The organism is Roseibium sp. Sym1, from assembly GCF_027359675.1.
Classification (GTDB): domain Bacteria; phylum Pseudomonadota; class Alphaproteobacteria; order Rhizobiales; family Stappiaceae; genus Roseibium.
Genome location: NZ_CP114786.1, coordinates 2,474,652 through 2,488,562, shown reverse-complemented (window position 1 = coordinate 2,488,562; position 13,911 = coordinate 2,474,652). Strand labels below are relative to the sequence as shown.

The window sequence follows — 13,911 nt, the reverse complement described above, 5'->3', positions numbered from 1 at the left end:
GGGCAACACCTAGAGCACATCGGCCGGGTTCATGGCATCCTGGAGCGCGGCCGAGACCACCCGGCAATGGTCCGTGTAAGACGCCGAGGTCCGAAATCCGTCTCCACGCGGCCGGGGCGCGTCGATCACCTGCTCGCAGATCACCCGGCCGGGCCGGGCCGCCATGACAACGACGCGGTTCGACAGATAGACCGATTCAAACACCGAGTGGGTCACGAACAGGATGGTCCAGCCAAATTTTTCCTGCAGGTCCAGGAGGTCTTTGTTCAACTTGAAACGGGTGATTTCATCAAGGGCGGCGAATGGCTCGTCCATGAGGAGAACCCTTGGCCGCGTGATCAATGCCCGGGCAATCGACACCCGCATTTTCATGCCTCCGGACAGCTCTTGCGGCAGCTGATCGGCAAAGTCCGAAAGCCCCACGGTTGCAAGCGCCTCCATGATCCGGTCACGGGCCGCCAGTCGCGACACGCCCTTCGCCCGCAAGGGCAGCCAGACATTGTCAAATACGCTCGCCCAGGGCATCAGGGTTGGTTCCTGAAAGACGAACCCGAGTTCGTGTTCGGTCTGCGAGCGCCCTTCCAGCGGCCAGTCGAGCGTTCCCGTGCTCGGATCGGACAGGCCGGCGATGATCCTGAGTGCACTCGACTTGCCACAGCCGGACGGCCCGAGCAAAGACACGAACTCCCCCGCCCGCACGTCGAGTGAAAAATCCGCCAGGGCCGTGGTTCCGTTGTCGAAGACCTTGCGGATGCCCTTCAGGGAGACGATGACCGGGGCCTTGTTCTGCTCTGACATCTGGTCGGCTGTATCCTTTCCGGTTGAGCGCTGGAGACGAAGGTCAGTCCCGGACCTTGAGGGCCCCTGCCAGCAGCGGAATTGCGAGCGTCAGGATGGCGACGGTAGCAAACGACGCCCTGAGCGACAAAAGATCGCCGACAAATCCCAGAAGCGGCGGCCCGAACAGGAACGCCCCGTAGCCCAGGGTGGCGACGGCAGCCAGGGCCGATCCCTTCGACATGTTCGGATCGCTGGCGGCACGCGACATGGCGAGCGGAAACAGGACCGCATATCCGAGCCCCATGACGAAGCTGCCAGCCCAGACCATCCAGATATTCAGACCGGACACAAGCAGAAGGCAACCGGCAAGGGCGACGACCCCACTCATTCGCGCGACGATGACCGGACCGAAGCGGGCGATCACCCTGTCTCCGGCCAGCCGCATGATCACCATGGCCACGGAAAAGACGGTGAAGGCGGTCGGCGCGAGGGATTCCGGATAGCCGAGATCCTCGATCTGGTAGAGCGCCGCCCAATCGGTCATGGCGCCTTCGCCCAGGGCGGCGACCAGCGCCAACAGGCCGACCAGGATGAGAGCTCCCTTCGGCAGGGCGAACAGCGGCGCCTTGCTTTCCTGCGCAGCGCTGTCCTCGCGTGGCCATGGCTGACGCCAGAACCAGATCAGGAACGGGGCCACGACCAGGCTCCAAAGCGCAAAATGCACGGGAACACTCAGGCCGAACTCAATCGCAAGTCCGCCAACCAGGGCGGCGGTGCCCGCACCAAGGCTGAACAGCCCGTGATAGGACGACATGATCGGACGGTCGTAGGCGGTCTCGACCTCTGCCCCCCAGCCGTTCATCGAAATGTCGAGGGCGCCAAAGGTGAACCCGGCGAAAAAAAGCGCCAGCGTCAGCAGCGCAACGGAAGGTGCCAGCCCGACCAGCAGGAAAGCCGCGACATTCGCGGCCGCCAGAAGCTTGCTCATCGGCGCCGCCCCCATCCGGTCGATCAGCATTCCGGTCAAGGGAAACGCGACAAACGCACCGAAGGCCATGACAAGCAGCAACAGGCCGAACCCGCTCTCGTCCAGACCGGTCGCCTCCTTCACATGCGGGATGCGGGAGGCCCACATGCCGATGAAGGTGCCGCACATGAAAAAGATCGCCGAAACAACCCGGCGCGCAGCGGAAGCGTGGTCCTTGAAAGGGTCTGACATGGGCTGAACGGCTTGGGAAGCGGCACGAGGAAGGAGGTGGCCTTCTTCTCACGGCACAGGCCGCGACACAAGCACTCCGCCAATCAAATCCGGACCCGCGCACAAAAAGCATCACCGGCACAAGGCAGTTTCAAGGGCAACGCGGCGCGCTCAGGCGAAGAGTGCGTTCTCCTGTCCATTGCCGCCGGCGGCGCGTTGCGACGCGCTTTCGTAAGCGGATATGGCAGCGGCGAATTCGGACTGACGATCATCGCGCTCGGAGCCGGTGCCGCCGTTTTCGTCAGCGCTCTGCGGATCCCCTGGAGGCCTGTTGGCCTCGGGCGGACCGTCCTCGGCCGGAGACACCTCGGTGCCGGATGGGCTGTCTTCATCTTCCCCGCCGCTCAATTCCTCGGCCTGTTGCGCGCGCAGCTCCGCCTGCGCTTCGGAAAGCTGCGAGCGGGCCTGCTGTGCAACTTTCAGATCCTGCGAGGATGGTTCAGCGGGCGCCGTTGCGGCCCGGATGACAATCTGCATCTTGCGGACGGTGGCTTCGGGCGTGCGTTCCTTGGAGGTGTCGATCTGAACCTCACCGCCAACGGCATAGCGCTTGCCGTCCGGCCCCTGCTGGAAGGTGTAGCTCGGCGCACCGGCATAGGCACCGCCCACGCGGGCATGGGCCTGCTCATGCGCCCGCACTTCCCTGTCGCGTTCCTTCAGGTCCTCGACCTGTTTTTCCTCGGCCTCGTTCAGGCCGTCGCCATCGGAATCGCCTTCTTCCTGCGCGGCGGCCGGTTCTTGCGCGGCGGCGCTCTCGGCTGTGTTCGCCGTGGCCGGGTTTCCCCCGGCAGCCTCGCCCTCTTCAGACCCGGCCTCGTCCGCCCCCCCGGAAGCGCGACCGGAAGCGTCGCTGGAATTTTCCGCGCCCTGCAGGGCGACGACTGCCTCGGCAGTCAAGGGCGGCGCGCTGCCCGCCCGGACGGTCGCCGCCCGGGAACTGGCCAGGCTGTCGCGCGCAGCAACCTGGTCCCGGCCCGGGGCTGTCTCCCCCGTGCCAGGTTCCGAAACGCCAGCGACACCGCTGCTCTTCAAGAGGTTCGCCGGCGTGTTGGACAGAAGCGCGCCGATCATGATGCGGATTGTCCATGGAAGGAGTCAGCAAATTCCTAACAGCGGTTAAGAACCTGACATCATATCCTCGTGATCGAGCCGGAATTCCGCCGCTCCGGCCCGGGCCCTTGCCTGCCCGGGCGCACTGTGCAAATGAAGTCGGACGGTTAACGGTTGAAACGGTCCGACATGACGCTTCCCCGCCCCTTGTGGCAAGACATGACCACGCTCGATTTTCAGGCGTCCGGCACGGACAGCTGGATTGCGGTTCTGCCCGTGGCGGCCGTGGAACAGCACGGACCCCACCTGCCCGTCTCCACCGACCTGACGATCGCCGAAGGCCAGGTCGGCCGTGTCCTCGAGCTGCTGCCCGAGGGATTGCCGGCAACCTTCCTGCCGGTCCAGGCGGTCGGCAAGTCGGACGAGCATCTCTCGTTTCCCGGCACCCTTACACTGAACTGGGACACGGTTACCCGAAGCTGGCTGGAGATCGGTGAAAGCGTCGCGCGTGCCGGCATCAGAAAGCTCGTTCTGATCAATTCCCACGGCGGCAACGTGCCGGTTCTCGACATCGTCGCACGGGACCTCAGGATCAGGCACGGAATGTTCGTAACCGCAACCAACTGGTTGCGGTTCGGTCAGCCGGACGGTGTCTATCCGGAAGAGGAATTCGTCCATGGCATCCATGGCGGCGACATCGAGACCTCGCTGATGCTGCACCTGCGCCCGGATCTCGTGCGCATGGAACTGGCCGCGGATTTTCCCTCCGAACAGCAGCGTTACCTGAAGGAGTTCAAGCACCTGCGCGGTCACGGCAAGGCGCAGTACGGCTGGATGTCAGAGGACCTCAACCCGTCCGGCGCGCTCGGCAACGCGGCCCGCGCCACCGCGGAAAAAGGCCGCCTGTCGCTGGATCACGCGGCACACGGCTTCATCGAACTCCTGAAGGATATCGATGCTTTCGATCTCGCACGGCTGAAGCAGCCCAAGCTGTAACTGCGCGCGTCGCGCCTGGATTGTTAATTGCGCCCACTGTTTGTTTACGTCAACGGAAGCAGAATCGCGTTCATTTCCACGTCAACTGCTCTCCGTCCAGTGAAAATAACAAATAACAAACCCTGAATTTCTTTGCGAATGACGCCATCTTCTGAGTGTTGACCTTTCCACCAATAGGCGACAGATTAATCAGTCTGACGTCTGGAGGGACGGGTCCCGCGAAATCATGAATCTGTCAATCAGGCAATTGGCGACCTTTCGCGAGGTCATGCGGAGCGGCTCGATCTCGGAAGCAGCCAGAACGCTTGGCCGGACGCAGCCTGCGGTCAGCTCCACCATTGCCGGCCTGGAGACGGAACTGGAACTGAAACTGTTCGTGCGCGAACAGGGCCGGCTGGTGCCGACACCGGAGGCAGAGTTCTTTCTGGAAGAAGCCGAGGCGATCCTGAAGCGGCTCGAGATTTCCAAGCGCACCCTGCGCGGCCTTGCCAACCGGGAACACGGCCAGCTGCGCGTCGCGGGTATCCCGGAAGCCACGGCCGACTTCCTGCCGAACAGCCTGTCCCGCTTCCTTGCCGACAAGCCCAGCGTGAAAGTGGCCCTGGCAAGCCGGACGTCGGGGGAGATCGAGGAACTGATCGCCGCCCAGCAATTCGACATCGGGTTTGCGGAAACACCGCGGGCGCGCAATTCCTTCGACCAGACCGATTTCGACCTGGAATGCATGTGCGCCCTTCCGGCCACCGACCCGCTTGCTTCAAGGGAAGTGATCACGCCGGCCGAACTCGACGGCTACCCGCTGGCGCTGCTGCAGTCGGAACATCGCAGCCACAAACAGACCCTGGCACGGTTCCGCGACGCGGGTGCCGGCTTCAATCAGCGCTTCGAATTGCAGACCGCGTCACCGGGGCTGCGCTTTGTCGAAGCCGGGCTCTGCGCCCTGATCTGCGACATGATCACGGCATATGACGCGCAGGAAAAGGGGCGCACCGGCATGGGGCCACCCATGATCGTGTTCCGGCCGTTCCGGCCGCGGGTCCAGAACAGCTTGTCCATCCTGACGCCGACACATCGGCCAATCTCGATCGTCGCCAAGGATTTCTGTGCCTTCCTGGCTCAGGACGTCGCGACCGTACGCAACGCAATGATCAAGCGCGGCGCCTGAAGGTCCGGTCCGGCCGTATCCTGGGTTGCCGCACGCCTTGTTGTTGTCTTGCGCGCGGCCGATGGGGCCATGGTGCACGGAAAGGCAGGACCGCCGGCAGGTCAGCCGGCTGCGTTCTGGAAGATCGCCGTGTTGGCGGCAACGATTGCGACCGCGTTGGTGCGGTTCTTGGCGCCCAGGCGCGTGATGGCGTTGCGGATATGCGCCTTGACCGTTGCGATGGAAACGTCGAGTTCATAGGCGATCTGCTTGTTCACCTTGCCCTCGCAAAGCTTCAGCAGGATTTCCAGCTGACGGGGTGTCACGAGTTCGGTCAGGTTGAGCGGCCACCGGATTCCTCCAGCGAAGCGGCCGGTCGTGCCATCCTGTGCGGCGCAGCTGGTTAGGGCGAAATGGGCAGTCATCGCAGTGCTCCTTGGGGTTCCATGTGTATCCGGATCAGCAAACGGTCAATCGAACCCGAAGATCCGCCGCGAAACTGATCGATCTTGAAACATGAGGCATCTCGCCGGGTCCTCGGCCCGCGGGATGCTGACGGGACTTTTCATCATTCTTCCCGTGTTGTAAAATGTTAAAATGAATACTGCATAATGCTAATTTTTAGCATTATGACATCGGAGAACTTCCGCATGAGCAAAAAGCTCTTTTCCGGACACACCTTGCGCCAGATCCGTTCGGATTTCGGCCTGTCCCAGGTGGAGTTCGCCAAGAAAATCGGCCTGTCCACCGCCTATGTGAACCAGATCGAAAACAACAACAGGCCCGTCACCGCGTCCGTGCTTTTGACGATCAACCGGATTTTCGGGGTCGACCTGTCGGCCTTCGAAAAGAACGACCTCGACCGCGTTGTCCAGGATCTGCAGGAAATCTTCGCCGACACCCAGTTTCACAGCGCGTCGGTCGGCCGCCAGGAAATCCATGAACTGGTCACCCGGGCACCGGCGGTCACCAAGGCGATCATGGATCTTTACGGCGCGCTCAGGACCTACCATGACCGGGAAGCGATCGAGGACGATCTCGTCCAGCAAGGCGGCACAGGTGAGGAAGACACAGGCCCCAGGAAATCCGCCTATGACGAAGTCCGCGACTATTTTCACTACATGGACAACTATGTCGATGCGCTCGACCGGGCAGCGGAAAAGCTGGCGCGGGAGACCGGGCTAGCGCGGGCGCCATCAAAATTCGCCGCCCTGACGGCCTGGCTGAACGAGCGCTTCGGCATCACCGTGACCGAATTCCGCGACTACGAAGGCACCCTGATCCGCCAGGAGGATTACGCCCGCACGATTTCGCTCTACAGCGCCGTCCCCCAGTCAACCAAGAGCTTCCTGCTCGGATCCGTGATCGCGGAATTGTGCGTCCGTGACCTGATATCCGAGGAAGTCGAAAGGGCCCGCTTCAAGACCAAGTCGGCGGAGAGCATCGCGCGGCTTGCCCTCAGGAACTATTTTTCCGGCGCGCTCTTGCTGCCCTATGACGATTTTCTGAAGGCGGCCGCGGAATGCAGGCACGATATCCAGCTGCTCAGCAACCGGCTCGACGTCAGCATCGAAACCATCTGCCATCGCCTGTCGACCCTGCAGCGCCCCGGAGCGATGGGACTGCCGTTCTACTTCGTGAAGATCGACCGGGCCGGCAACGTGGTCAAGCGGCACAGCGCGACACGGTTCCAGTTCGCCAGGTTCGGCGGCTCCTGTCCGCGCTGGAACGTCCATCAGGCTTTCGAGCAGAACTCCAACAAGTTCACGTCCCAGGTCGCGCAGATGCCGGACGGTGTCCGCTACCTGTGCGTGGCCACCAGCATCACCAAGCACCAGCCCGACTACCGCAGCGGCGAACGCCGCTATGCGCTCGGCATCGGTTGCGAGGTCAAATATGCCGACGCGGTCGTCTATGCCGACGGCCTTGCGGTGGAAGACATTGCTTCACCGGAACCGATCGGTGTCAACTGCCGGATCTGTCCGCGCGACACCTGCGACCAGCGCGCCTTCCCCGCCATCGACAAGGAGCCCTTCATCGATTCCGGCCGGCGCGGCATTGTTCCCTACAGGGTGAAGGCCGCCGACTGAACATGCGCCCCTCGGCGGCCGGACGATCACCAAGTCGATCGGGCAACAGCGTTTTTTCCGGCTTTGCCCATTTGGGCGGGGCCGGGCGCATCACCGCGTGCCGGTGGGAAATCGCTCCCGGCCAGGCAATGCGGCTGCAGTCGGGATTCCCGGCAGAAAACCGGCGATCTGCTTGAAGCTGCGCGACGGCGGTTGTGTTTTTCTTGCTTTGGGTCACCCTCGATTGTTACTGTAATCTTCTCTCGGGAGGAGGATGACGGATGAGCAAGAAATGCTGTCCGCAGGAACACGTGGTTATCAATTCGATCCTCGTGATCGATGACCACCCGCTTTATTGCGATGCGCTTGCTGCGACACTCGAAAAACACTTCGACTCCAATTCAGTCAAGAAAGCGACCTCATTGAAGGCAGGCCTGCGCCTGGTTGGGCCCCGGTTCCAGCCGGACCTGGTGATGCTGGATCTCAAGTTGCCGGACGTGACCGGCCTCAGCGGCTTTCTGAAGGTCAAGGACCGCCTGCCGGACGTACCGGTCCTGGTCATCTCGGCCGAAACGTCGGACGAGACGATCAGCATACTCATGTCGTCCGGTGCAGCCGGTTTCATTCCAAAGGATGCCTCGCACAAGGTGCTGCAACAGGCGCTTCTGGACATCCGGGACGGGCGCCGGTTTCTGCCCCCTGGCTACACGCCGCCGAAACGGGCGAGCCGGGCCGACCTCAGCGTTCAGCAGATCGCACACAAGATCGCGGACCTGACGCCCCAGCAGAACCGGATCATGAAACTGATCTGCGCGGGCAAGCCGAACAAGCAGATCGCCTATGAGCTTTCGCTCGCCGAGGCAACCGTGAAGGCGCATATAACCGCGCTCTTGCGGCGGCTCGGAGTGAACAACCGGACCCAGGCTGCGCTTCTGGTCAAGAGCGCCAGCCTGGACGGGCGGGCTCATCTTTCCGAAGGCGACACCAGGGCCTTGCTGAGCTAGGCGTTGACGATGAACATACGGCATTCCCACAAGACCGGACAGCCGCTCACGGTGCAGGTCGGGGTTTCCCATGCGCGTTCGCCCGAGACCGCCGTCAGGGAAGCCACGACGGACCTGAGGCTGCACGCGACGTGCTTCCTGCTGGTCTTCGTGCCGGATCACCTGGACAGCGACACCGTCGCCCGCATCATGGCCGAGGTCATGCCGTCGGCGACGGCCTTCGGCTGTTCGACCGCTGGCCAGATCACCCCGGAAGGTTACGAGAACGATGCCCTGCTGGTCATCGCGTTTCCCAAGCGGCACTTCCGATGCTCGTCCACGCTGCTCAAGCCGCTCAGACCCGTCGCCATCGAGGGCATCGCGGCCCAGGCCGAGATGTTGGCGTCGCGTTTTCCGCGTTCGGCAAACTGGAAGCGCGTCGCCCTCGTTTTCGCGGACGGCCTTTCCAAGCAGGAAGATCTCCTCGTCGCGGCGCTGAACGCGGGTCTGGGCGATGTCCCTGTGTTCGGCGGCTCGGCCGGGCACGGGCTCGCCTTCGATGAGACATTCGTGCTCCACGGCGGCAGGGCACACAGCGATGCGGCACTGCTCGTTCTCCTGGAAACGGATCTTGATTTTCGGGCGCTCGGGTTTGACCATTTCCTGCCGACGGACAAGCGCATGGTGGTCACCAAGGCCATACCGGAAGAGCGGCTGGTGCTGGAAATCAACGGCGTTCCTGCGGCCCGGGAATATGCCCGCTACATCGGATGCAGCGTGAAGGACCTGTGTCCGAAGGTCTTCGCCGACAATCCGGTTCTCGTGCGCAACGGAAAGAGCTGGCACGTGCGCGCCATCCAGCAGGTTGCCGACGATGACGGGCTCTGGTTTCTTTCGGCAATCGATGACGGCCTTGTGCTCACTCTCGGGCAGGGTACCGAAATCCTGAAAACACTGGAGGCGGGTCTCGACTGCGGGGCCGGCGTGGGCGAGGATCCCGACTTCATTCTCGGCTTCGACTGCTACCTGCGCCGTCTCGAGATCGAGCAGAACAACCTGGTCGAGGATGCCTCGGGTGTGCTGTGCAAGCATCACGTCTTCGGTTTCAACACCTATGGCGAGCAACATCTGGGTGTTCATGTGAACCAGACATTCGTCGGCGTCGCGTTCTTTCCTCCAAAGGAGGAAACCCTGTTTTGATCGACCCGAGCGAACCCCTTGAAGACCAGGTCAGGCGCCAGGAAAAAATCATAGCGGCGCTCATGAAGCGTGCCAGCCGGGAACACGATGTCGGCGACAGCGCCTATTCCCTGTTCCAGTCGGCAATCGCCCTGCAAGGAGAGGTCTGGGAAAAGACGCGGGACCTGGAACAGGCGCTTGATACGCTCGGCAGGGCCAGCAACCAGCTCAAGATCGCCGAATATGCGCGCGAGCAGACCGAGCGCAACCTGGCCGACGCGCTGGACAGCATGGAGGGCGGCTTCGCCCTTTTCACCGAAGGCACCCTGGAAATCTGCAACGACCAGTTCCGGGTGATGATTCCCGACATGGCCGGGAAAGTCATCGCCGGGCTCGACATCAGCGACTACTTCAAGGCTCTCAGGCTGAGCAAGCATGTCGTCTCCCGGGCGACGACCGAGAACGGCGCGAACCGGAGATCCGTGCGCTCCCGCAATGGCGTCGAGACGCCCTATCCCTCCGTGGTCGGCCTGCGCGGCGACCGCTGGTTCCAGATCACGCACAAGACGGCCTCGTCCAGCAAGACCGTTCTCCTGTCGACGGAGATCACCAGCATCGTCCGCCAGAACCGGCGCGAAAAGAACCGCCTGATCGATGAACAGACCCTGTTTCTGCAGGCCGCGTTCGATCACATGACCCAGGGTGTCTGCACGTTTTCCCCCGAGGGCGCCCTGCTCATTCACAACGATCGGTTCCAGGAACTGCTGCGCCTGCCGGTGTCGCTGGTGCGAAAGGGCACCGCGTTCGGCCAGATCCTCGAGTTTCTCCTGCGGCACAGGACCCTGGACAGCGGCCAGCGGGAGGACGCGCTCGCCAGATGGATATCCGAGGTTCACGCCGGGCAGGGAATGGAGACCAAGTTCCGTCACGACGACGGTGACATCCTGGATATCCGGGTTCACGGATTGCCCGACAAGGGCTTCATCATGAACGTGATGGACATAACCGCGGAGACCCAGACAACGGAGCTCCTGGAGCAGCGGGTGCGCGAGCGGACGCAGGAACTGACCCTCGCCAATGACCGGCTGCGCAAGCAGAATGAGGAACAGGCCCTCATCGACGAGGAGCTGCGTCTCGCCAAGGAACGGGCCGAGGAGGCCGTCTCCTCCAAGACCAAGTTCTTCGCGGCGGCAAGTCACGACCTGCTGCAGCCCATCAACGCTGCAAAGCTGCTTATTTCGACCATGAGCGACAGCGCCGCGAAAACGCCGCTGGCCGCCACCGTCAACCGCCTGGAGCGCTCGTTCAACTCGATTGAATCGCTGCTGCACGCGCTGCTCGACATATCCCGCCTGGAATCGACAGGCACGGAAATGTCGGTCAGCTCCTTTTGCATCGGCGAGTTGCTGACCTCTGTCCGGGAGGACTACACGCAACTGGCGGAGGAAAAGGACATCCGCCTCGACATCGTCCCCAGCAGTGCCTGGGTCTCCAGCGACCAGCGCTATCTGTTGAGGTCGATCCAGAACCTGGTCGTCAATGCCATCCAGTATACCGAAAGCGGCAGGGTGCTTGCCGGCTGCCGCCGCCGGGGCTCCAACCTGGTGCTGGAGGTCTGGGATACGGGCATCGGCATTTCACGAAAGGATCAGCACAGGATCTTTTCCGAGTTCACCCGGGCCTCGCCGGAACGCTCCGGCTTCGGCATGGGACTGGGACTGTCCATCGTCGATCGTGCCTGCAGACGGCTGGGACATCCGGTCTCGCTGCGGTCGGCCCCGGGCAGGGGCTCGGTCTTTTCGATCACGCTGCCCGTCGTCAGCGCTCCGGCAGAGGAGCACCGGGGCAAACCCGAGACCGTTCCGGTGCGCGCCGACGACATGGACCTCATCGTCCTGATCGTCGAAAACAATCCCGACGTTCTCTACGCGACAGCACGTAAGATCGAATCCTGGGGCGGCAGTGTCCTGACGGCGGCCTCCACGGAAGAAGCCATCGGCCAGGTGCGCGACATCGGCATGGCACCCGACATCATTCTGGCGGACTACCAGCTCGATGGCGACGACACCGGCATCAGGACAATCGTCGCGGTCAGAGACGAAACGAAGACGCACGTGCCGGCCATCATGATCACCGCAAGCCCGGAGGAACAACTGGCCGAAGACAGCAGGCGCCATGACTTCACCGTGCTGACCAAGCCGGTGAAACTGTCCCGCCTGCGCCCGCTTGTCGACTGGAAGACCCGCCGGTCGGCGGCCATGTGAACCGGTCCCGTTCCGGAGAAACCCGATCAGGGTCCATGGACATGAAACGCAGACAAAAGTCTGCAGTGACAGCCGGCTGCATCGCGATAGGCTCAAGGCGAGTTCCGTATCGACGGATCAGGAAAAGGAAGGAAGTCATGATGCCATGCCGGAAGCTTGGGCCGGCGGCCAACGGCCTTTTGGTCGCCGCTTTGCTGTTTTTTGCGGCGCTTCAGGCGGCGGCGGCCGCGGACACCTACGACCTGCTCTTCAGGACGGGCACGCTTGACGGCCTGTCGCGGGAAACGCCCCTTACCTACGAGCGCCGGGTTTCGGCACGCGCGAACGAACAGATCGCGGACCGCGAAACCGGGACGGTCAGACTGGACTTCGCACCGGAAGACATGGCCGTCCTGACGTTTCGTCAGGGCGAAAGGCACCGCACGATCGGCTCCTTTCCCGCAAAGGTCGGCAATCCGCTGATCCTCTATTTCGTCGAGTCGATCGTCAGGGATATGGCGACGACCGCCGGGGGAAGCCCGTACTATATCCGCAACAGGATCAAGGCTGCGCTTGAGCAGGACAATCCCGTCCGGGAGGAAATCCTGGAAACCGACGATGGAAGCATCGAAGTCACGACCGTGACACTGCAGCCCTTCCGCAACGATCCCAACAAGGACCGGATGAAGGGCTTCGGCGACCTCAAACTGACCGTCAGAATGTCCGAACAGATACCGGGGTGGTATTATCAACTGCAGGCAGAGGCCCCGGCCGGTCCGAAGACGGACGGGGACGCGGAGCAAACGCCCGTCTATGCCAGCTCGATCCGGTTCCGGTCGAAGGAGATGACAGAGTGAGCAAAAAAACAGCCCGCGCCATCGCCGTTCCGATCGCCTTTCTCATCTTTGGCTCGGGAGTGGCCATGGGGCAGTCCGTGGCCCAGCGGTTCAACGATTATCCGACGGAGGCCAGGGCCGACTACGTGTTCGGCTGCATGGCGTCAAACGGCCGGAGCGCGGATGTCCTCCGGCGCTGTTCCTGCTCGATCGACGTGATTGCGACCATCGTCCCCTACGAAGATTACGTCGAGGCCGAAACCGTCCTGTCTCTGCAACAGGTCGGTGGTGAAAGGATGTCCATTTTCCGGACCGCGGCCATGGCAAAGGAACTGGTGGCAACCCTGCGCAGGGCACAGGCGGAGGCGGACATCATCTGCTTCTGAGCGTCGACGCGCTCAACTGGCCGGATCTTTTTCTATGGTCTTTTCCCAGACGTTGCCGTCCGTGTCCTCCGCGTGAACGTGGAGCGTCTCCGCGCCATTGTCGGTATAGGCGAACCGGATCACCGGATTTTCAGACAGGGAAATGCCGCCCTCGACGGTGAACAGGAGATCGTCGCCCTGCCGCACCTCGACGATATTGACGAAATGGGCGGGAATGAACAGCTGCGTGACCTGGTCGCGCTGCAAGCCCGAATAGTTCGGATGCCGGATCATGAGCTGTGCCTCCCGCCGCGACCCGGGCGCACCGGTGGCAGACCCGAAGTGTTTCACCCGGATCTCCCCCATGGTCGACAGGGCGACTTCGGGATCCCTTGTCGCCGGCGCGGAACAGCCGCCTGACGCCTTGACGAAACGGCCTGTCATCAACGCGCCGTCCGCGGTTTCCGCGATCAGCCTGACGTTGGAATACTGGTTGACGCGTATCCTGAGTTCGAGATCCAGCGGATGCATGTCGGGAGCAAATGTCAGTTCGGCGGCAACCGGCGCCGGATTCTCGTCGATGACAAGAATGGCACTCTCGATCAACGGGGCGGAGGGCCCGGGCTGTTTCACGCTGACGGGAACAGTGGCGGCATCATGGGCCCGGTAGGGCGCGCTCAGCTCCACCGCGCCCTCCGCTGCCGCAGGCATCCGGTCGCCAATGATGTCACCGCGCAAGTCGGGCCAGCTGCCCTCCTGCGTCAACGGGTTGCCCGTCTCCGTGTCACCCGTCTCCGTGTCTCCCGCCGCGCGTGCGGGACCGGGAAGCACAATCAATGCCGGGGGCAACGCCACGGCCAGCGCGATCAGCGCACGGCAGGCGGGCTGCAGGATGTGGCGAACGGTCATGGCGATCCGGCACCTCTGTCACTGGTTAGAATGCGGGATTCTACCACGCGGCTGCAGTCCCCCGAACCGATCCTTTAGGATGTATTGTCCCGCGCGGTC

At 62.7% G+C, this 13,911-nt stretch carries 13 protein-coding genes; 8 read left to right on the top strand and 5 right to left on the bottom strand.

Features of this window, described 5'->3' with window-relative positions; genetic code table 11:
• Positions 1-9: 9 nt before the first annotated feature.
• The 3 genes from O6760_RS11370 to O6760_RS11360 form a co-directional block, all read right to left on the bottom strand.
• Positions 10-798, bottom strand: coding sequence for an ABC transporter ATP-binding protein (locus O6760_RS11370; protein ID WP_269585476.1), 789 nt, complete (start codon positions 796-798; stop codon positions 10-12).
• Between the two features lie 43 nt (positions 799-841).
• The gene (locus O6760_RS11365) at positions 842-1,999 is read right to left on the bottom strand and encodes an MFS transporter (RefSeq protein WP_269585475.1); all 1,158 of its coding nucleotides are present in this window, start codon (positions 1,997-1,999) and stop codon (positions 842-844) included.
• A 150-nt stretch (positions 2,000-2,149) separates the two neighbouring features.
• Positions 2,150-3,109, bottom strand: a complete 960-nt coding sequence (locus tag O6760_RS11360) for a putative metalloprotease CJM1_0395 family protein (protein ID WP_269585474.1) — start codon at positions 3,107-3,109, stop codon at positions 2,150-2,152.
• 168 nt (positions 3,110-3,277) lie between these two features.
• Between O6760_RS11360 and O6760_RS11355 the strand changes: the two genes are divergently transcribed.
• Positions 3,278-4,084 carry a creatininase family protein gene (locus tag O6760_RS11355; protein ID WP_269585473.1) on the top strand — a complete coding sequence of 269 codons (807 nt, stop codon included), beginning with the start codon at positions 3,278-3,280 and terminating at the stop codon, positions 4,082-4,084.
• Positions 4,085-4,310: 226 nt separating this feature from the next.
• Entirely contained in the window at positions 4,311-5,249 is a 939-nt protein-coding gene (locus tag O6760_RS11350) for a LysR substrate-binding domain-containing protein (RefSeq protein ID WP_269585472.1), read from the top strand.
• 101 nt (positions 5,250-5,350) lie between these two features.
• On the opposite strand, the gene O6760_RS11345 is transcribed toward O6760_RS11350, so the two are convergent.
• Complete coding sequence (locus O6760_RS11345; protein WP_269585471.1) at positions 5,351-5,653, bottom strand: response regulator transcription factor; 303 nt, start codon at positions 5,651-5,653, stop codon at positions 5,351-5,353.
• Positions 5,654-5,878: 225 nt separating this feature from the next.
• Here O6760_RS11345 and O6760_RS11340 point away from each other — a divergent pair, with 225 nt between their 5' ends.
• From O6760_RS11340 to O6760_RS11315, 6 genes are all read left to right on the top strand, one after another.
• Complete coding sequence (locus O6760_RS11340; protein WP_269585470.1) at positions 5,879-7,318, top strand: helix-turn-helix domain-containing protein; 1,440 nt, start codon at positions 5,879-5,881, stop codon at positions 7,316-7,318.
• Between the two features lie 260 nt (positions 7,319-7,578).
• Positions 7,579-8,301, top strand: coding sequence for a response regulator (locus O6760_RS11335; RefSeq protein ID WP_269585469.1), 723 nt, complete (start codon positions 7,579-7,581; stop codon positions 8,299-8,301).
• A 9-nt stretch (positions 8,302-8,310) separates the two neighbouring features.
• The gene (locus O6760_RS11330) at positions 8,311-9,480 is read left to right on the top strand and encodes an FIST N-terminal domain-containing protein (RefSeq protein ID WP_269585468.1); all 1,170 of its coding nucleotides are present in this window, start codon (positions 8,311-8,313) and stop codon (positions 9,478-9,480) included.
• Complete coding sequence (locus O6760_RS11325) at positions 9,477-11,723, top strand: hybrid sensor histidine kinase/response regulator (RefSeq protein WP_269585467.1); 2,247 nt, start codon at positions 9,477-9,479, stop codon at positions 11,721-11,723. Before O6760_RS11330 ends, O6760_RS11325 begins: the two co-directional genes overlap by 4 nt.
• Positions 11,724-11,860: 137 nt before the next feature.
• Entirely contained in the window at positions 11,861-12,559 is a 699-nt protein-coding gene (locus O6760_RS11320; protein ID WP_269585466.1) for a hypothetical protein, read from the top strand.
• Positions 12,560-12,624: 65 nt separating this feature from the next.
• A complete protein-coding gene (locus tag O6760_RS11315; RefSeq protein ID WP_269586261.1) occupies positions 12,625-12,924 on the top strand; it encodes a hypothetical protein in 300 nt (99 codons plus the stop codon).
• A 12-nt stretch (positions 12,925-12,936) separates the two neighbouring features.
• Here the strand turns inward: O6760_RS11315 and O6760_RS11310 are convergent, their stop codons facing one another.
• The gene (locus O6760_RS11310) at positions 12,937-13,812 is read right to left on the bottom strand and encodes a quinoprotein dehydrogenase-associated SoxYZ-like carrier (RefSeq protein ID WP_269585465.1); all 876 of its coding nucleotides are present in this window, start codon (positions 13,810-13,812) and stop codon (positions 12,937-12,939) included.
• Positions 13,813-13,911: the final 99 nt, after the last annotated feature.

Bases quoted from the DNA above. Each gene is read 5' to 3' on its own strand.
- O6760_RS11315 (WP_269586261.1), top strand. From the start codon at position 12,625: ATGGGGCAGTCCGTGGCCCAGCGGTTCAACGATTATCCGACGGAGGCC.
- O6760_RS11365 (WP_269585475.1), bottom strand. From the start codon at position 1,999: ATGTCAGACCCTTTCAAGGACCACGCTTCCGCTGCGCGCCGGGTTGTT.
- O6760_RS11330 (WP_269585468.1), top strand. From the start codon at position 8,311: ATGAACATACGGCATTCCCACAAGACCGGACAGCCGCTCACGGTGCAG.
- O6760_RS11360 (WP_269585474.1), bottom strand. From the start codon at position 3,109: ATGATCGGCGCGCTTCTGTCCAACACGCCGGCGAACCTCTTGAAGAGC.
- O6760_RS11320 (WP_269585466.1), top strand. From the start codon at position 11,861: ATGATGCCATGCCGGAAGCTTGGGCCGGCGGCCAACGGCCTTTTGGTC.
- O6760_RS11345 (WP_269585471.1), bottom strand. From the start codon at position 5,653: ATGACTGCCCATTTCGCCCTAACCAGCTGCGCCGCACAGGATGGCACG.
- O6760_RS11370 (WP_269585476.1), bottom strand. From the start codon at position 798: ATGTCAGAGCAGAACAAGGCCCCGGTCATCGTCTCCCTGAAGGGCATC.
- O6760_RS11350 (WP_269585472.1), top strand. From the start codon at position 4,311: ATGAATCTGTCAATCAGGCAATTGGCGACCTTTCGCGAGGTCATGCGG.
- O6760_RS11340 (WP_269585470.1), top strand. From the start codon at position 5,879: ATGAGCAAAAAGCTCTTTTCCGGACACACCTTGCGCCAGATCCGTTCG.
- O6760_RS11355 (WP_269585473.1), top strand. From the start codon at position 3,278: ATGACGCTTCCCCGCCCCTTGTGGCAAGACATGACCACGCTCGATTTT.
- O6760_RS11335 (WP_269585469.1), top strand. From the start codon at position 7,579: ATGAGCAAGAAATGCTGTCCGCAGGAACACGTGGTTATCAATTCGATC.
- O6760_RS11310 (WP_269585465.1), bottom strand. From the start codon at position 13,812: ATGACCGTTCGCCACATCCTGCAGCCCGCCTGCCGTGCGCTGATCGCG.